Source organism: Streptomyces sp. NPDC057654, assembly GCF_042800135.1.
Lineage (GTDB): Bacteria > Actinomycetota > Actinomycetes > Streptomycetales > Streptomycetaceae > Streptomyces.
The window spans coordinates 1-17,004 of sequence record NZ_JBHVHQ010000079.1; the positions used below are offsets into that span (position 1 = coordinate 1).

Consider the following 17,004-nt stretch of genomic DNA (forward strand, 5'->3'; position numbering starts at 1 on the left):
GCGCGCAGGCGGGCATCTCGGCTCCTGGTGTCGGCGGTCCCGGGGTCAAGTGGTCGTCGCTTTTTCGGCTTTGTCGAATCGTTCCCGGGAGGGGCTTGGGAAAACGGTCGTCCTCGGCGGGCCGGAGGGGCCGGGCCGCCTCCGGAGGACGGCGGTCCTCCGGAGGCGACGGCCCCATACGGCCCCGTGCGGTCCTATGCGGCCTCGTGCGGCCCCATGCGACCTCGTGCGGTCCCTCGGTCAGCGGTCCTGGAGGCGGAAGAGAAGCTGCCGGGTCTCGACCGCGTGGTCGCGCCAGATGCGGAAGAGCTTCCCGTGGGTGAGGGCCGACTCCGTGAGCCGCTCGACCGCGATCGGCGACGGCTTGCCCGAGCGCTTGGCCAGGTCCAGTTCGGCCGTCGTCCAGGCCATGGACTGCACCCAGAACTCCGCCGACCGGTCGGTGACGTCCTCGTCCTGTTCCAGCTCGAACCCCGCGGCGTTCGCGGCGGCTATGTACTCGGCCAGGGTGCCCAGCCTGGTCTTGTAGTAGTTGTCGAGGAACCCGGTCCACTCCGGGCGGCAGAGGAAGTGCTCCTGGATGCCGAACCAGCCGCCGGGTTCGAGCGCCCTGGCGACGACCGAGAAGAGCCGCTCGCGGTCCATGTAGCCGGAGCTCTCGAAGGCGACGGCCGCGTCGTACGCCCGTTCCTGGCGCAGGTGGTGGATGTCCGCGAGGACCGGGGTGACCAGCTTCCCCACCCCCGCCTGATCGGCGAACTCCCGCACCAGGGGCACGTGCTGGGCGGCGATCGTCGTCGCGGTGACGGCGCAGCCGTGCTCCTGCGCCCAGTACAGGGAGCCGCCGCCGAGGCCGCAGCCGATGTCGAGGAGCGCGCCCGGCCGCTCGCCCGCCACGTTCCACGTCCGGTCCGCGTGCTCGATCGCGGTTTCCTGGGAGACGAGGAGCCGGTCCTTGAGGACGCGCTGGGCCACCGTGGTGTTCGGGGCGGCGCCGGCGTCGAACAGCCCCATGTGGAAGTGCACGCGGGGACCAGGACCGTACTTGTGCAGGATGTCAGTGGTCTTCCTCGAATAGTACGAGGGCACCTTTGCCTCGCCGATCACCGTGCCACGATCAGCGGTAGCCTCGGCCACAATGCTGTTGTCCATGGAGTCCCCTCCGAGACGTCGGCTCCCGGTGGACAGATGATCCGGGCGGTTCGCCGCGAACGGGACATGCGCCGGTAGCCGGAATCAGATCCGGTCACGTATGTCCGTCACGCCGACTCTCCGGTGACCTTTGGCCAACGTTCCTGTCCACTTTTGCGCGGTACCTGCCCAGGGCGTCTCGCGAATAACCCGCATCGTGCGCCAGCGCACACCTTTCCAGCACGGCAACTCCAGCTCACTTCGGATCACTTTGGCCCGGGATGAGGCATATTTGGTTTTCTTCAAGACCAAAATCGCTGAATATTGCGCATCGTTGTCGGGGTTTTTTCCACTCGGCGAGCTTCAATCTGGCCACAGGGGGAATGGCCGGAACCCGTGCATGAATCGGGTGGTTATGCATATGACGGGAGCCATTGTTCGCGGCGTGCGCTCCGAGGCATACGGCGCTCCTTCTCGGCGCGCGCCCCCGAGGGGAACTGCGCCCGGCGTCCACCGTAGGCGACCGCGAATCGGCGCCGCGTGTCGGGCCCCCCGCGCCCTGTGCCTGATCGCCTCCCTCCCCCACACTGGTGATCGATCAGCGCGGAGATCGATCAGCGCGGTCGATCAGCGCGGTCGACCAGCACGAAGGAGGCACGGCATGGCGGGGTCGGTCGGCGGACGGCGGCGGGGACTCGGCTCACCGTGGTGGCGGGCCGCGGTCGCCCTCCTCGCGGGCGCGCTGCCCGCCCTGGCGTTCCCCGCCCCCGCCCTGTGGTGGCTCGCCTACGTCGCCCTCGTACCGTGGCTGCTGCTGATCCGGTCCGCTCCCACCGGCCGCCGCGCCGCGCTCGACGGGTGGCTCGGCGGCGCCGGGTTCCTGCTGGCCGTGCACCACTGGCTGCTGCCGAGCCTGCACGTCTTCATCCTGGTGCTGGCCGCCCTGCTGGGGCTGTTGTGGGCGCCGTGGGGGTGGCTGGTGCGCCGGACGCTGGGCGGCTCACCCGGTCGTACGGGCACGACGGCGGCGGCCCTGGTCCTCGTGCCGTCCGGGTGGCTGATGGTCGAACTCGTCCGCTCCTGGCAGTACCTGGGCGGCCCGTGGGGCCTGCTGGGCGCCAGTCAGTGGCAGGTCGCGCCCGCGCTGCGGCTCGCGTCCGTCGGCGGCGTGTGGCTGGTCAGCTTTCTCCTCGTGGCGGTGAACACGGGCGTCGCCGCGCTGATCGCGCTCCCCCGGGCCCGTACGGCCGCCGTCGCCGGGCTGCTGGTGTGCGCGGCGGCGGGCGGCGCGGCGTGGGCGTGGGCGCCGCTGCCCGAGAAGGCGGGCACGGTCCGTATCGCCGTCGTCCAGCCGGGGGTGATCGCCGGCGGCGCCGACGGGCAGCGCCGCTTCGACCGCGAGGAGGAGCTGACCCGGCGGCTCGCGGGGCGCGGCGTGGACCTGGTGGTGTGGGGCGAGAGCAGCGTGGGCCAGGATCTGGGGAAGCGGCCGGACCTGCGGGCGCGCCTCGCCGCGCTGTCCCGGACGGTGGGCGCGCGGCTGCTGGTCAACGTCGACGCCCGGCACGCGGACGAGCCGGGGATCTACAAGAGTTCGATGCTGATCGGCCCGGACGGGCCGACCGGTGACCGCTACGACAAGATGCGGCTGGTGCCGTTCGGCGAGTACGTTCCGGCGCGGTCGGTGCTGGGCTGGGCCACCTCCGTGGGCAAGGCGGCGGGCGAGGACCGCAAGCGGGGCGAGCACCCCGTGGTGATGCGGATCGGCGGCGCGGACGGCCTGCGCGTCGGCCCGCTGGTCTGCTTCGAATCGGCCTTCCCCGACATGAGCCGCCATCTGGTGCGCGAGGGGGCCCAGGTGCTCGTCGCGCAGTCGTCGACCTCGACCTTCCAGCACAGCTGGGCCCCCGAGCAGCACGCCTCGCTGGCCGCGCTGCGGGCCGCCGAGACCGGACGGCCGATGGTGCACGCGACGCTGACGGGGGTCAGCGCGGTCGCCGGGCCGCGCGGCGAGGCGGTCGGCGGCCGGCTCTCCACCTCCCGCAGCGCGTCGGCCGTCTACGACGTGCCGCTGGCGCGCGGCACGAGCGTGTACGTGCGGACCGGCGACTGGCCGGTGTACGGGGCCCTGGCCGCGCTCGCGGTGTTCTGCGCGGCCGAGGGCGTACGGGCCTTCAGGAAGCCTGGTCCAGCGCGAGGTTGACGACGCGCTCGCACAGTTCGTGCGTGCGCAGGGCGTCCTCGGCGTCCCAGGGCTCCCCGGCCCGTACCGCGTCGAGGAAGGCCAGCGTGATCTGCTCGATGCCGCGCTGGCGGGCGACCGGCACCCAGTCGCCGCGCCGGCGCACGCCGAGCGCGCCCTCGTGGTCGACGGTGTCGCCGAGGTTGAACACCTGGCGCTTGGCGTCCTGCCCGGAGACGTCGAGGATCTCCTCGCTGGAGCCGCTGAGCCGGTTCATGGTGCCGATGGCGGTGAAGCCGTCGCCGGAGAGCTGGAGCACGACGTGGTGCATGAGGCCGTCGCGGACCCGGGCCCGTACGTCGATGTGCTCGACGGCGCCGGGGACGAGGAAACGGAGGGTATCGACGACGTGGATGAAGTCGTCGAAGACGAGAGTGCGCGGGGCCTCGGCGAGGCCGACGCGGTTCTTCTGCATCAGGATCAGCTCGCGCGGGTGCTCCGCGCACTGCGCGTAGCCGGGTGCGTAGCGGCGGTTGAAGCCGACGGTGAGGCCGACGCCGCGGCGGTGGGCGAGGCGGACGAGCCGTTCGCTGGTGGCCAGGTCGTACGCGAGGGGTTTGTCGACATAGGTCGGCACCCCGGCTTCCAGGAGGCGGGTGACGATCTCCGGGTGGGCGGCGGTCGGGGCGTGCACGAAGGCCGCGTCGAGGCCCGTGGCGAGCAGCGAGTCGAGGTCGGTGTGGCGGTGCGCGGCGGGGATGCGGTAGGTGTCGGCGACGCGGTGGAGGGTGGCCGGGGTGCGGGTCTGCACGTGCGGTTCCACCCCCGGCCGGGTGGTGAGTACCGGCAGATACGCCTTCTGCGCAATGTCGCCGAGCCCGATGCAGCCGACCTTCACTAGTGCTCCCTGGTGCGCGTGCTGTCCGATCTTTGCCCCGGCAGCATACGGGCGTCGCGGCGCGCGGCGGTCCGGTATGCCGTCGCGGGCGCGCGGCGGCGCCAGGGGGCCGATAATGCCTCGCCGGTGCCGCTCCGATGCTCCGCCGGGCCCGATAATCCCTCGCCCCGACGCCGGTCGGCGTTCATGATGGCGGCCATGACCATTCCCGAGCTCACCCCGCCTCCCCAGATCCCCTCGCCAGCCACGACCGCCGACGAACGCGCCATGCTGGAGGGCTGGCTGGAGCAGCACCGGACCGTCCTCGCCGTCAAGTGCGCCGGGCTCGACGACGCGCAGCTGCGCGAGGCGTCCGTGCCGCCCTCGGACCTCACGCTGATGGGGCTCGTACGGCATATGGCGGACGTCGAGCGCGGCTGGTTCCGCCGGGTGCTCGCCGGGGAGGACGCCCCGCCGCTCCATTACAGCGACGACGACCTGGACGGGGACTTCCGCGTCACCGAGCAGGACACTTTCGGGACCGTCTACGCCACGTGGCAGCACGAGATCGAGCGGGCCCGGGAAGCGGCCGCGTCCCGGTCGTTGGACGATCTCAACCTCGGCGCGCACCGCAGCGGCGAGACGTTCAATCTGCGCTGGATCATGACGCACATGATCGAGGAGTACGCGCGCCACAACGGCCACGCCGATCTCATCCGGCAGTCCATCGACGGTGCCACCGGCGACTGAACGGCCTGTACAGGGCCCCCCGGGGCCGCTTCCGCATCGGCGACCAGTCCAATTTTTGACGATTGGACCGAGCCACGCGGCCTTCGCCGGATTAGCGTCTGACGCGCGAACCGACGAACGGAGCCCGTGGTGCACCCTCAACTCGCCGCCGACCTGGAACGGCTGCCGGAGCTGCTGGAGGCCGCGCGCGGGCACGCCGCGGCCTTCCTCGGCGGACTGGACGAACGCCCGGTCGTCCCGGTCGCGCAGGCGCCCGCCGCTGCCGCTCCGCCCACGGGCGGGGTCGGCTTCGGCGCCGCGCTGCGGGAGTTCGCAGAGCGCTGGGAGCCGGGCCTGTCGGCGGGGGCGGGGCCGCGCTACCTCGGTTTCGTGACCGGCGGCGTGACGCCCGCCGCGCTCGCCGGGGACTGGCTGACCTCGACCGTCGACCAGAACCCCATGTCGTCGCTGGACCCCGCCGGGCAGCGCCTGGAGCGGGAGACCGTCGGCTGGCTGCGCGATCTCTTCGGCCTGTCGGACGTCCACGAGGGGAACTTCGTCAGCGGCGCCACGATGTCCAACACCGTGGGCCTGGCCGTCGCCCGCGAGTGGCTCGGGGAGCGGCGCGGCGTCTCGCCGGCCGAGGCGGGGGCCGCGGCCCTCGGCCCCGTGCGGGTGCTGTCGGGCAGCCCGCACTCCAGCATCGCCAAGGGCCTGTCGATGCTCGGCCTGGGCCGCTCCGCCCTGGTCCCGGTGGCCGCGCTCCCCGGCCGGGAGGCCGTCGACCCGGCCGCCCTGGAGCGGGCCCTGCGGGAGGCCGACGGCCCCTGCGTCGTCGTCGCCAACACGGGAACGGTCAACACCGTCGACTTCGACGACCTGCGCGCCATCGCCGCGCTGCGCGAGCGGTACGGCTTCTGGCTGCATGTAGACGCCGCCTTCGGCGCGTTCGCCGCCCTCTCCCCCGCCCACGCGCACCTGGTCGACGGCATCGATGAGGCCGACTCCCTCTGCGTGGATCTGCACAAGTGGCTGAACGTGCCCTACGACAGCGCGGTGCAGTTCACCCGCCGCCGCGACCTCCAGGCCCGTGTCTTCCAGAACGCCGCTGCCTACCTCGGCCCGCTCGGCGACGTGCCCGAGGCGGTCCACCTCACTCCGGAGAACTCCCGGCGGCTGCGGGCGCTCGCCGCCTGGTTCACCCTGCGCGCGTACGGGCGGGACGGCTACCGCGAGATCGTTGAACGATGCGTGGCCTGCGCCCGTACGGTCGGCGAGGCTGTCGACGCCCACCCCGGTCTGCGCCTCCTCGCGCCGGTCCGGCTCAACGTCGCCTGCTTCACCCTGGCCGAGGACCCCAGCGCCGAACGGCTCGCCGCCCTCGCGCGCGAGCTGGCGGGCACGGCCTTCCTGACGCCCACGGTGTACGCCGGGCAGCCCGCGCTGCGCGCCGCGTTCAGCAATTGGCGCACGACCGCGGACGACGCCGAGCGCGTGGTCAAGGCCCTCGTGGACGCCGTCGATTCGCTGCGGGGCGGGGCGCCTGCCTGATCGCGCCTCATGGCTGCGCTGGTACGGGCGTAGGGACGTACGGGAGGGGCCGGCGTACGAGCGGTGCGGATGGTACGGACGTACGGGAGGGGCCGGCGTACGGGCCGTACGGATGGTACGGACGTACCGGCGGGTGGGGACCGTAACGGGGGGGGCGCTGAACCTCACGTCGCCGGCTGCCCGTACCACCGCGCCAGCTCCCCCACGGCCTCGGCGAGCGCGGCCCGCAGTTCCGGCGGGCCGAGCACCTCGGCCTCCACGCCCAGCCGCAGCACGTCGTGGACCGCGACCGGCAGGGACTCGACGGGCAGCGTGACCCGCGCCCAGCCGTCGCGATCCGGCTCTCCCGCCGCCGCGGCGGCCGCCCCGCCGACCGCGCCGAACTGCGCGGGGAGCAGCTTCAGCCCCCTCGGCGACAGCCTCAGCAGCGCCTCGCCCCGGAAGCGCAGGCCCTCCAGCCGCCGCGCGGACTGCTGCCAGTAGGCGGCCAGGTCGAAGCCGGCCGGGCGCTCGAAGGGCTCGTCGAGGACGTCGACGGTGAGGACGCGGGAGACCCGGTACGTACGGACGCTGTCCTCGGCGCGCGCCACGAGGTACCAGATGCCGCCCTTGAGCACGAGGCCCAGGGGCTGGAGTTCGCGGTGCACCTCGCCGTTCCAGCGCCGGTAGTGGACGCGCAGGACGCGCTGCTGCCAGACCGCCTCGGCGACCGGCGCGAGCAGCGGCACCGGGTCGGCGTCGCGGAACCACGCGGGGGCGTCCAGGTGGAAGCGCTCCTGGATGCGGCGCGAACGCTCCCCCAGCCCGTGCGGCAGCGCGGCCCGCAGCTTGAGCTGCGCGGTGGCGAGGTCCGCGCCGAGGCCCAGCTCGGCCGCCGCGCCCGGCGTTCCGGCGAGGAAGAGCGAGTCGGCCTCGTCGCCGGTGAGCCCGGTCAGCCGGGTGCGGTAGCCGTCCAGCAGCCGGTAGCCGCCGGCGGGTCCCCGGTCCGCGTAGACCGGCACGCCGGACGTACCGAGCGCCTCGACGTCCCGGTAGACCGTGCGGACCGAGACGCCGAGCTCCTCCGCGAGCTCGGGCGCGGTCATCCTGCCGCGGTTCTGGAGCAGCAGGAGCAGGGAGAGGAGGCGGTCGGCGCGCATGGCGACATTGTCCGACGCCCGTCCGCCGTACCTGACAGAAGGTGTCAGGTACGGCGGACAGGCTGAGCCCATCGCCGTACGGACCGCCCGTGCGCAGCTGGAAGGGAACCGTCATGACCACGCACGCCACCGGCGCCTTCACCTACGCCGACTGGGACGAGAACCCGGCCGGGGAGGTCGAGGGCGCGGCCCGGCTCGCCCACGCGCGGGTGACCAACCACTTCACGGGCGCGATCGAGGCGGCCGGCACCTCGTGCGAGTACACGATCGTCTACACCAGCGGGACGACGGGCGTCTTCGCCGGATACGAGCAGCTCGACGGCGCCCTCGACGGCCGCAGGGGCAGCTTCGTCCTGACCCAGCGCGGGCACTTCGACGGGGAGGGCGCCGTGCACTGCGCCTTCGAGGTGCTGGCCGGGGCGTCCGGCGGCGCGCTGACCGGGCTGTCCGGAAAGGGCGCCTTCACCGCCCGGCGGGGCGAGAAGGAGATCGCCTACACCTTCGACTACGACCTCGGCTGAACCGAGGCCGTACGCCTGAGCCGAGCCGAGCTGAGCCGGACTGGACGCCGGGCGGGGGCGTCCGGGGCCGAGTCAGGCGGCGAGGTCCGGGATCCGCCAGTCTATGGGCCGGTGGCCCTGGGCCCCGACCGCCGCGTTGATCTGGGTGAAGGGGGTGGAGCCGAAGAACTTCTTGGCGGACAGCGGTGAGGGGTGCGCGCCCTTGACCACGGCGTGCCGCTCCTCGTCGATGAGCGGCAGCTTCTTCTGCGCGTAATTGCCCCACAGGACGAAGACCGCCGGGTCGGGGCGGTCGGCCACCGCGCGGATCACGGCGTCGGTGAACTTCTCCCAGCCCTTGCCCTTATGGGAGTTGGCCTCGCCGCCGCGGACCGTCAGCACCGCGTTGAGCAGCAGCACGCCCTGCTGTGCCCACGGCATCAGATAGCCGTTGTCGGGGACGGGGTGGCCCAGCTCGGCGTGCATCTCCTTGTAGATGTTCCGCAGCGAGGGCGGGGTCTTGACGCCCGGCCGCACGGAGAAGCACAGGCCGTGCCCCTGCCCCTCGCCGTGGTACGGGTCCTGCCCGAGGATCAGCACCTTCACCTGGTCGTACGGCGTCGCGTCGAGGGCCGCGAAGACCTCCTCGCGCGGCGGGTGGACCGGGCCCTTCGCCCGCTCCTCCTCGACGAAGCCCATCAGCTCCTTGAAATAGGGCTTCTCCAGCTCGTCGCCGAGGACGCCCGCCCAGGACTCGGGCAGCATGTCGGTCACGTTCAACAACCTCCGGTGTGTGATCCGCTGTCGAGAACAGAACTTACCGGCGACCACTGACAACGGCCGGTGGGAGCGGCGGACCGGGGTCCGTCGCTCCCACCCGTGGGCCGTATCGGGGCTACACCCCGGCGTTGAGGAACAGCCCGCCGTCGACGACGAGGTTCTGGCCGGTGATCCAGCCCGCCGCGTCGGAGAGCAGGAACGCGGCCGCGCCCCCGATGTCCGAGGGGACGCCGAGCCGTCCCAGCGGGTAGTTCGCGGCGGCCTCCGCCTCCCGGTCCTCGTACAGGGCGGCGGCGAACTTGGTCTTCACGACGGCCGGAGCGATCGAGTTGACCCGTGCCATCGGCGCCATCTCGTGGGCGAGCTGGAGGGTGAGGTTGACCATCGCGGCCTTGCTCATGCCGTACGCCCCGATGAACGGGGAGGCGGAGACGCCGGCGACGGAGGCGATGTTGACGATCGCGCCGCCGTGCTCCTTCTGCCAGGCCTGCCATGTCCGCTGGGCGAAGCCGAGCGCGGAGAGGACGTTGGTCTCGTACACCTTGCGGGCGACGCCGAGGTCCAGCTCCGTGATGGGGCCGAAGACGGGGTTGGTGCCCGCGTTGTTGACGAGGTAGTCGATGCGCCCGAAGGTCTCCATGGCGCGTTCGACGACCGTCGCCCGGTGCGCGTCGTCGGCGGCCTTGCCGGGCACGCCGATCGCGCGGTCCTCGCCGAGCCGCCGCACGGCCTCCTTGAGGGCTTCCTCGCCGCGCCCGGTGATCACGACGCGGTCGCCGCGCGCCACGAGCGCCTCGGCGATGCCGTATCCGATGCCGCGGCTCGCGCCCGTGATGATGGCGACCCGCCCGGGGCCGCGGCCCCCGGCGTCCTCGGTGCGCTCCTGGTCCTGTGCACTCATGCGGTGTGCCGTTCCTCGTCGGTTGAACGGGTCGGTGAATCGGTGGCGGCGCGACGGCGCCGGCCGGGCGTGGTCAGTTGAGGGGGCCGCCGGCCACGTACATGACCTGCCCGGAAACGAACCCGGCCGCCTCGCCCGTGAAGAAGGCGATGGCGTTGGCGATGTCGTCGGGCACGCCCACCCGCTGGACGGGGATCTGGGTGGCGGCGGCGGCCTGGAACTCCTCGAATCCCATGCCGACGCGCTCGGCGGTGGCGGCGGTCATGTCGGTGACGATGAACCCGGGGGCCACGGAGTTGGCGGTGATGCCGAACTTGCCGAGCTCCTTGGCGAGGGTCTTGGTGAACCCTTGGAGGCCGGCCTTGGCCGCGGCGTAGTTGACCTGGCCCCGGTTGCCGAGCGCGGAGGAGCTGGAGAGATTGACGATGCGGCCGAAGCCCGCGTCCACCATGTGCTTCTGGCAGGCGCGCGACATCAGGAACGCGCCCCGCAGATGCACGTTCATGACCGTGTCCCAGTCGGACTCGCTCATCTTGAAGAGGAGGTTGTCACGGAGCACGCCGGCGTTGTTGACGAGGATGGACGGGGCGCCGAGCTCGGCCGCCACCCGGGCGACGGCGGCGTCGACCTGGGCCGGGTCGGAGACGTCGCAGCCGACGGCGAGGGCCTTGCCGCCGGCCGCGGTGATCTTCTCCACGGTGTCCGCGCAGGCGGCCTCGTCGAGGTCGAGCACGGCGACGGCGCGGCCCTCGGCGGCCAGCCGCACGGCGGTCGCCGCGCCGATGCCGCGGGCCGCGCCCGTCACGACGGCTACGCGCTGCTCAGTGGTGGACATGCGGGATCTCCTCAGCTCGGAAGCGGCTCGCGACTCACCGGCCGGGTCCGGCTTGGGGTGAGCAACCGCTTAGTACCTTCGGCAGAGCTGACGCTAGAAGCCTGGCCACCGGCTGTCAACGCCTCCCCCGCTCACCTCACCAGCAGGTCGAGCAGGCGCTCCGCTTCCGCCTCCGGATCGGCGGTCAGCCCGGTGTGCACCGGGCCGGGCTGTACGACCGTACTGCGCGGCGCGATCAGCCAGCGGAAGCGCCGCCCCGCGTCGTCCGAGGCGGCCTGACCGGCCCGCTCGCCGCCGAGGCAGACGCCCTCGACCGCGCCGAGCGCCACCCGTACGCCCTCGACGTCGACGCCGGGGGCCAGCGCGAGCAGCCGCGTCTCGTCCAGGTGCGTACGGGCGACGACGAGGCTCCTGGCCCGGCAGTAGACGAGTACGCCCGCGTTGATCATCTCGCCGCGTTCGATGCTCGGTACGACGCGCAGCAGGGCGTACTCGAAGACATCGCGGCCGTGGTTCGCGGCGCTCACTTGACGGCCTTCCGGTGCAGTCGGGAGGCGATCCATTCCGGCGCCTGCGAGGGCTTGTCCTGCGAGGGCGCGCCGATCGTGATCTGATCGGTGACCGTACGGGCGCGCTCCAGCAGCACCTCGACGTACGCACGGCGCAGCGCGTCCGCGCTGTCGAAGCCCGGCTCGTCCACGAGCCACTCGTCGGGCACGTCGGCGGCGACCTCGGTCAGCAGTCCCTCGGTGACCTGTGGCGCGAGCTCGGCGGCGGCAGCGGCGATGTCCGGCGCGAAGGGCGCCAGGACATGGTCGGAGGCGTCGTACGGCTTGGCGGCCGACTTCCGGGCGCCGGGCCAGTTGTGGTGCCAGATCATGGTGGCCCCGTGGTCGATCAGCCACAGCGCGCCGTGCCAGACGAGGAGGTTGGGGTTGCGCCAGGACCGGTCCACGTTGTTGATGAGCGCGTCGAACCAGACCACCCGCCCGGCCTCCGCCGCACCGACCTCGAAGGCCAGCGGATCGAACCCGAGCGACCCCGGCAGATAGTCCATCCCGAGGTTCAGCCCGCCGCTCGCCTTGAGCAGATCCTGCACCTCTTCGTCCGGCTCGCTCAGCCCGATGACCGGATCGAGCTCGATCCCCACCAACTCCGGCACCCGCAACCCGAGCCTGCGCCCGAGCTGCCCGCAGATGACCTCGGCGACAAGGGTCTTCCGCCCCTGCCCGGCCCCGGTGAATTTCATGACGTACGTACCCAGGTCGTCGGCTTCGACGAGCCCCGGCAGCGACCCGCCCTCACGCAGGGGCGTGATGTAGCGGGTGGCGGTGACTTTCTCTAGCACTTTCCCAGGCTCCAGAAGTATTTAGCCCAATAATCAACGGAAGGCTTCGGGCGGCGTGAGCCCCGGAGAATCCCCGGAATCAGCCCTGGGGAGAATCTGGGGAGTTTCGGCCGGCACGCTGCACCCTCCCCCGTCCCCGAGCAGCCCGTCGATCGCGGCACGCCCCTGCTTCCGGCCTCCGGCATGAAGTGAGCATAGTAACCGAGCGTGACAGCCGGCGAAGAGTGCCCGAGCCACCGCGCCAACGTCACCACCGACTCGCCCGCCTCCAGAAGGAGAACGCCTTCCTGGCGGTGAGCGCCAGCTCCGGGGCCGGGGCGCCGATGTCGTCCAGGTGCTCGATCCACCGCAGCTCGTCCGCGAGCGGATCGCCGGCCGGGTCCGACCACGGGCGGGCGGCGGCCGGCATGTTCGCCGCCGGCACGTTCCAGTCGACCTCCAGCGTCAGGCCGTTCTCCTGAAGCAGCGAGAACCGCCCGTCGGTGAGCACGTCCCCGGCCGCCAGCTCCAGCCGCGAGCGGATCGCCTCGGTGTGCCGCTCCACATCGTCATACAGCAGCTCGATCAACCGGTCCTGGTCCGCCCCGTGGGACGCCTCCAGGAGGATCTGCTCCTGCTCGCCCACCACGAGCTTCTGCCCCAGCGGGGGCAGCGCGCCCTCGCGGGAGGTCTGCCACGCCTCACGCGTCGCGAACGGCACGCTCGCGTCGAACGCCCGGTACTTCGCGACGTTCACGTACCGGCCCGAGTCCTTGACCCGCCACTTGACCTCCGGCAGCTCCACCATCGGGAAAATGCTCTGGGTGAGCAGGAAATCCGCCGGAGTGGGTACCGCGCGGGCGAACGCGGTGAGGTCCGCGACCGCGACATCCTTCAACAGGTCCTGAATCGTCACAGCTCACGCCGCCGATCACACGAAGCGGATCTGCGCCGCGCGCGGGTGCCACGCCAGCTCCGCGAGGTCGATGCCGCCCGGGACCTTCGACGCCTTCACCGCGCCGTGCCACAGCAGCGCCGCCGGCACCCGCGCCTGGCCCGGCGCGAACGGCGCCTCGGAGATCACGAAGCCGCGCAGCACCTGGCGGCCGCAGTGCGCCTGCGGGTCGTAGGGGCCGTAGAGGCCGGACTCGGCGACCCGGGCGACCGGCACGCCTGAGAGCACCCGGCCGTACGGCTCGCAGCCGTCGCCGCACACGTAGTGCGTGCCCTCGCAGAACAGGCTGAGGTCGAGGGTGATCGTCTCGACGGAGTCGGTGCCGTGCAGGGACGCCAGCCACTCGCGGTTGGCGGTCGTGTACTCGGACTTCGAAACGGGCTGAATGGACATGCGTGTCTCCCTGAACGTTGCGGTCACCTCCGCACACCGCCCACGAAGACGGTGCCGTCCACGAAGTCGAAAAGGGGCGTGGTCCCCAAGTTCCGGGCCCGGCTACCGGGCGGGGGAGCCGCCCGACTCACCGATCAGGCCGCGGCGCCGGGCCATCTCCAGCCCCGCCGCCCCCGCCTTCACCACCGGGGCCGTACGGGTTGGACCGCGCCCGGCCGGAGCACCCGCCGGAGCCGCCGCCACTGGCGTGCGCACCTGGCCGAACAGCTCGGGGCGGCGCGCCCGCAACGCCTCGGCGGCCGACTGGAACTGCGCCTCTCCCGCGTCCTCGTCATCCACCGCCAGCAGCCGCTCCGCGTCCACCAGGTCCTCACCGTGCGAGCCGAGCGCCACCAGCGCGGCCCGTCGCAGCGCCGCCCGCTCCCGCTCACCCGCCAGCTCCTCCCGCCGCGCCGCCTGCAACTCACGCTCCTGCGCAGCCTGTTCGCGGCGCTCCACCTCCGACAGCGCGGCCTGCTCGGCCTCCCGCTGCACGGAAACGAACTCGGACAGCTCCTTCGGGCTCTCGAAGCCGAGCGTGGCCAACAGCCGCTTGACCGCAGCCCGTTCGCCCTGCGCCTTCTCTCGGGTGAGCATCTTCCCCAGGCGGTCCTGCGTCACGGTGACCGCCTGCTCTGACCCACCGCCCTCGGGGGCTCCATCCAGCTGGTCGTTGGTCTCGTCCTCCGCAGAGGCCCCGAGAACCGGGAAGATCGGCCGCCCATCACGGCGGAAACCGACGGGACCACCCGTCGGCAGGGGCCGGACCATACAACTCCTCCAGGTACGCGCCCCCGCGCTGCCGCCAGTGTAACCACCCACGCCGACACAGCCAGGATCATAGGCACCTGATCGCCCGCCGCACGACAACAAGCCCGCGAAAGAACTGTTCATCCGGGCGCGTGCTCGTCATCCCGAACTCGCCATCATCTGGGCCGATGCCCGCCGAACCGGGGCCGTTCGCCGAGTGGACCAAGACCGAGCTGAAGCTCACCGCCAGAAGCTGTGCCGCATTCCCTAACCCGTGACCGTCTGCGACAGGAAGCGGGCTCGTTCACCAGTGGGGCGCGGTGCGCGGGTTATCGGGTGTCAACAGCACGGTCTGGCAGCCGTGTTCGCGCCCCATGTCCCCTCAGCGCCGGGAAGAAGGCCAGTCCGTGCCTCGCAGTTGCTCCCACAGCACGCGCAGGGCCCGCACCTCATCCGCGACCGAGGCGACGGATCGGGAGTCGACGTTCGGCAGGCCGATCCGGCGACCAGAGGTGAGGCGGACCACGACGAACTCGCCGCTCAGCCTGTTCCTGCGGATCTCGAAGTCCTGGATGTCGCCCCACGCCACTCGCCTCGTCTCCAAAGGGACGCGCACCTCGATGTAATCGGGATGCGTGGTCGTCGCAAACTGCTTGCTGACCCACCACTTGCCGCTGCTGAAGGTGCGAAAAGCCGGCTCATTCGTCATGGCCGACGATCGTAGGCCCAGCGGAGCCGGGCCCCGATTGCTGAATTCTGCGATGACCTGTACGCCAGACCGCTGCCGGGCAGAGACCACGGCGGCGGGTGCCGGCCGGACCCGTGAACGGGCCGGGCCGACACCCGCACACCAACCAGGATCAGAACCAGAACGCCCCTGCGCCTTCGGGAGCTTCGCTGCCCACGCCCTGGGTGCGTTCGGCGAAGCCTCCGACCTCGGCGAGCAGCGGGGGCTCGTACACGTCATCCGGTTCGATGATCAGATTCTCGGCCATGCGGACACCTCCCGGTCACACGGATGGACTATCCACCCATCAGGGATATCCAGCACCTACCGGATGTCCACACTGCACTCCGCCGAATATCACCCGTACGAGTGGCCACCGCGCGAGAGCGAGTGAGCGTCTTGCTCCCGGCCGGCGCGGTCCTCCTGGTCCTCGTCGCGCCCGCGCCCGGCGGCGGCCTCCGCTCTCCGCGCGGCAGTTTCCCGTTCCGCCGTGGCCCGGATGCGTTCCACCTCCTGCGCGGCGTCCTTGATCGGGTACCCGGCCTCCACCAGCATCGCCACCGCCGTCTCCAGCGACAGCACCCCCGCCCCGAAAGCCGTGACCACCTCCTCCAGCACCGCCGCGCGGTCGGTCGGGGTGTGCGGCGCCCACGACAACCGGGCCGCCCACGACTCCCCGACCAGCCACCCCTCCGCCCGGCCGGCCTGGTACAGGCGCTGCACCATCTTGAACAGCAGCCGGTACTTGTGCTCCCGCGCCAGCCGCATCATCGCCACCAGCGCGTCCAACGGCCCCAGCGCGAGCTTCAGCGCGTACCCCGACGGCACCTCGGAGGCATCCAGCGTGCCTAGACCGGCCGCCGTGATCCCGGAGTTCGCCGCGATCCGGTCCAGCAGGTGATCCACCCGCGCCCGCAACTCCGCCAACTGCGGCGAGGTGTCGAGCGCATCCATCCGGCCCGTCTCGCCGAGCTGCCACACCGCACCGGCCTCCACCGTCAGCCGCTCCGGCCGCCCCGTGGCCCGGTCCACCGGCAACCGCGCCCCGGCCAGCCCGATGATCGGCGTGCCCGTCGTCGCCGACGCCGCCGACCCGTCCGAATCGGTCGCGGCCAGCTCGTCCAGGCCCTGCAGGACCCGGGCCAGCGCCGAGCGCCCCCAGTGCTCCCCGGCCGCCGGGATCGTGTTCGCCAGGTGCACCACCGGCACGAAATCGATCATCAAGTCGAGCCGGTTCAGCTCCGTACCATCCGGCCGCACCCGGAACGCGGCCTTGTCCATCGGCAACTGGTCCAGCGTCTGGCCGCGCTTGATGTCCTCCAGCAACCACTCCGCATCCGTGAGGTAGCACGTCACGTCCGACGCCCGCCCCGGATCCCACGGATACCCCCGCACCCCAGCCCCATCGCTCCCGCCCGCGTCCCCGGCCGGTTCGGCGTCCTCGGCGACCGGGCCCAGCTCGTAGGTCACCCGCCGCACCCTGGCCTTCAGCCCCGCCGCCTCGTCCTCCGGCAGCTCCCACGCCAGATGCACCCGCGACGGGAAGTCCTCGTCCTCATCCGCCCACTGCGGGAAGAAGAACCCCGGATCATGCACCCGCAGCGTCGGCCGCCGCCGTTGCGGATCCCACGCCAGCACCATCACGCCATCGCCCAGCAGCACCGCCGCCCGTTCCGCCTGCTGCATCCGAAACGACAGCAGCTCCTTCTCCGCCCACGTCCGCAACCGGTCCTGCACCGCGGCCGCCTCCGCCACCCCCGCGGTGGGCGTGTCCTCGTCCGCGTGCTCCGCGCCCTCCACGACGATCTTCTGCTCCGAGCCCAGGAGGTAGGCGAGCGCGGTGTCCACCAGGTTCGCGGCATCCCCCAACTCCCGCCGCTCCAGCGCCGCCTCGTCCCCGGTGACGGCGGCGAGCTGACCGGCCTGGTTGTTGTCGTACGACGCCAGCACCTTGTATGCCGCCAGCCGCCGCACCTCATCGGGCGGCACCCACGTCGCCGCCAGCTCCGGAAACGCCCTATCCCCAGGGCGGCCGGCAACGGCCATGACCGGCTTGTAGTTCAGCCACGACCACGCATCGATCACCAGTTGGCGCAGGCCCACGTCCACTCCCGGAAGCTCGGCCCCGCGCCGCAGCAACCCTACCCAGACGCCCACGTCCTCGGCGGCGAGCACAACGCAGGAGGGC

Annotated in this window: 18 protein-coding genes; 4 read left to right on the forward strand and 14 right to left on the reverse strand. The window is 72.1% G+C overall.

Annotation, left to right across the window (positions count from 1 at the left end):
* Positions 1-240: 240 nt before the first annotated feature.
* Positions 241-1,152 (reverse strand): SAM-dependent methyltransferase, encoded by a 912-nt coding sequence (locus tag ACFU99_RS09455; protein ID WP_384388216.1) that lies wholly within the window; start codon positions 1,150-1,152, stop codon positions 241-243.
* Between the two features lie 640 nt (positions 1,153-1,792).
* On the opposite strand from ACFU99_RS09455, the gene lnt reads away from it, so the two are divergent.
* Entirely contained in the window at positions 1,793-3,334 is a 1,542-nt protein-coding gene (gene lnt, locus ACFU99_RS09460) for an apolipoprotein N-acyltransferase (RefSeq protein WP_384388218.1), read from the forward strand.
* On the opposite strand, the gene ACFU99_RS09465 is transcribed toward lnt, so the two are convergent.
* The gene (locus tag ACFU99_RS09465; protein WP_384388221.1) at positions 3,306-4,211 is read right to left on the reverse strand and encodes a Gfo/Idh/MocA family protein; all 906 of its coding nucleotides are present in this window, start codon (positions 4,209-4,211) and stop codon (positions 3,306-3,308) included. The genes lnt and ACFU99_RS09465 overlap by 29 nt on opposite strands.
* 198 nt (positions 4,212-4,409) lie before the next feature.
* Between ACFU99_RS09465 and ACFU99_RS09470 the strand changes: the two genes are divergently transcribed.
* Complete coding sequence (locus ACFU99_RS09470; RefSeq protein WP_384388224.1) at positions 4,410-4,940, forward strand: DinB family protein; 531 nt, start codon at positions 4,410-4,412, stop codon at positions 4,938-4,940.
* A 129-nt stretch (positions 4,941-5,069) separates the two neighbouring features.
* The gene (locus ACFU99_RS09475) at positions 5,070-6,470 is read left to right on the forward strand and encodes a pyridoxal phosphate-dependent decarboxylase family protein (RefSeq protein WP_384388226.1); all 1,401 of its coding nucleotides are present in this window, start codon (positions 5,070-5,072) and stop codon (positions 6,468-6,470) included.
* Positions 6,471-6,634: 164 nt separating this feature from the next.
* Here the strand turns inward: ACFU99_RS09475 and ACFU99_RS09480 are convergent, their stop codons facing one another.
* Positions 6,635-7,609, reverse strand: coding sequence for a helix-turn-helix transcriptional regulator (locus tag ACFU99_RS09480; RefSeq protein ID WP_384388228.1), 975 nt, complete (start codon positions 7,607-7,609; stop codon positions 6,635-6,637).
* A 113-nt stretch (positions 7,610-7,722) separates the two neighbouring features.
* Here ACFU99_RS09480 and ACFU99_RS09485 point away from each other — a divergent pair, with 113 nt between their 5' ends.
* Positions 7,723-8,130, forward strand: coding sequence for a DUF3224 domain-containing protein (locus ACFU99_RS09485; RefSeq protein WP_384388231.1), 408 nt, complete (start codon positions 7,723-7,725; stop codon positions 8,128-8,130).
* 72 nt (positions 8,131-8,202) lie between these two features.
* Here the strand turns inward: ACFU99_RS09485 and ACFU99_RS09490 are convergent, their stop codons facing one another.
* From ACFU99_RS09490 to ACFU99_RS09540, 11 genes are all read right to left on the reverse strand, one after another.
* Positions 8,203-8,874, reverse strand: coding sequence for a uracil-DNA glycosylase (locus ACFU99_RS09490; RefSeq protein ID WP_384388260.1), 672 nt, complete (start codon positions 8,872-8,874; stop codon positions 8,203-8,205).
* 130 nt (positions 8,875-9,004) lie between these two features.
* Positions 9,005-9,790 (reverse strand): SDR family oxidoreductase, encoded by a 786-nt coding sequence (locus tag ACFU99_RS09495; protein ID WP_384388233.1) that lies wholly within the window; start codon positions 9,788-9,790, stop codon positions 9,005-9,007.
* 73 nt (positions 9,791-9,863) lie between these two features.
* The gene (gene fabG, locus ACFU99_RS09500) at positions 9,864-10,625 is read right to left on the reverse strand and encodes a 3-oxoacyl-ACP reductase FabG (RefSeq protein WP_384388235.1); all 762 of its coding nucleotides are present in this window, start codon (positions 10,623-10,625) and stop codon (positions 9,864-9,866) included.
* 131 nt (positions 10,626-10,756) lie between these two features.
* Entirely contained in the window at positions 10,757-11,188 is a 432-nt protein-coding gene (locus tag ACFU99_RS09505; protein WP_384388238.1) for a DUF3037 domain-containing protein, read from the reverse strand.
* Positions 11,149-11,973, reverse strand: coding sequence for a HipA family kinase (locus ACFU99_RS09510; RefSeq protein WP_384388242.1), 825 nt, complete (start codon positions 11,971-11,973; stop codon positions 11,149-11,151). Before ACFU99_RS09510 ends, ACFU99_RS09505 begins: the two co-directional genes overlap by 40 nt.
* Before the next feature lie 247 nt (positions 11,974-12,220).
* Entirely contained in the window at positions 12,221-12,868 is a 648-nt protein-coding gene (locus ACFU99_RS09515) for a major capsid protein (RefSeq protein WP_384388245.1), read from the reverse strand.
* 15 nt (positions 12,869-12,883) lie between these two features.
* Complete coding sequence (locus ACFU99_RS09520; RefSeq protein WP_384388248.1) at positions 12,884-13,300, reverse strand: head decoration protein; 417 nt, start codon at positions 13,298-13,300, stop codon at positions 12,884-12,886.
* A 102-nt stretch (positions 13,301-13,402) separates the two neighbouring features.
* On the reverse strand, positions 13,403-13,960 hold the full coding sequence (locus ACFU99_RS09525; RefSeq protein WP_384388250.1) for a hypothetical protein: 558 nt from the start codon (positions 13,958-13,960) through the stop codon (positions 13,403-13,405).
* Positions 13,961-14,471: 511 nt separating this feature from the next.
* The gene (locus ACFU99_RS09530; RefSeq protein ID WP_384388252.1) at positions 14,472-14,798 is read right to left on the reverse strand and encodes a PH domain-containing protein; all 327 of its coding nucleotides are present in this window, start codon (positions 14,796-14,798) and stop codon (positions 14,472-14,474) included.
* 151 nt (positions 14,799-14,949) lie between these two features.
* Positions 14,950-15,084 (reverse strand): lasso RiPP family leader peptide-containing protein, encoded by a 135-nt coding sequence (locus ACFU99_RS09535; RefSeq protein ID WP_384388255.1) that lies wholly within the window; start codon positions 15,082-15,084, stop codon positions 14,950-14,952.
* Between the two features lie 89 nt (positions 15,085-15,173).
* Positions 15,174-17,004: hypothetical protein (locus ACFU99_RS09540; RefSeq protein WP_384388257.1), on the reverse strand; the 1,831-nt coding region annotated here is incomplete at its 5' end.

Coding starts and splice junctions, on each gene's coding strand:
- ACFU99_RS09495 (WP_384388233.1), bottom strand. CDS start 9,790: ATGAGTGCACAGGACCAGGAGCGCACCGAGGACGCCGGGGGCCGCGGC.
- ACFU99_RS09480 (WP_384388228.1), bottom strand. CDS start 7,609: ATGCGCGCCGACCGCCTCCTCTCCCTGCTCCTGCTGCTCCAGAACCGC.
- ACFU99_RS09455 (WP_384388216.1), bottom strand. CDS start 1,152: ATGGACAACAGCATTGTGGCCGAGGCTACCGCTGATCGTGGCACGGTG.
- ACFU99_RS09490 (WP_384388260.1), bottom strand. CDS start 8,874: ATGCTGCCCGAGTCCTGGGCGGGCGTCCTCGGCGACGAGCTGGAGAAG.
- ACFU99_RS09485 (WP_384388231.1), top strand. CDS start 7,723: ATGACCACGCACGCCACCGGCGCCTTCACCTACGCCGACTGGGACGAG.
- fabG (WP_384388235.1), bottom strand. CDS start 10,625: ATGTCCACCACTGAGCAGCGCGTAGCCGTCGTGACGGGCGCGGCCCGC.
- ACFU99_RS09470 (WP_384388224.1), top strand. CDS start 4,410: ATGACCATTCCCGAGCTCACCCCGCCTCCCCAGATCCCCTCGCCAGCC.
- ACFU99_RS09505 (WP_384388238.1), bottom strand. CDS start 11,188: ATGGATCGCCTCCCGACTGCACCGGAAGGCCGTCAAGTGAGCGCCGCG.
- ACFU99_RS09520 (WP_384388248.1), bottom strand. CDS start 13,300: ATGTCCATTCAGCCCGTTTCGAAGTCCGAGTACACGACCGCCAACCGC.
- ACFU99_RS09535 (WP_384388255.1), bottom strand. CDS start 15,084: ATGGCCGAGAATCTGATCATCGAACCGGATGACGTGTACGAGCCCCCG.
- ACFU99_RS09530 (WP_384388252.1), bottom strand. CDS start 14,798: ATGACGAATGAGCCGGCTTTTCGCACCTTCAGCAGCGGCAAGTGGTGG.
- lnt (WP_384388218.1), top strand. CDS start 1,793: ATGGCGGGGTCGGTCGGCGGACGGCGGCGGGGACTCGGCTCACCGTGG.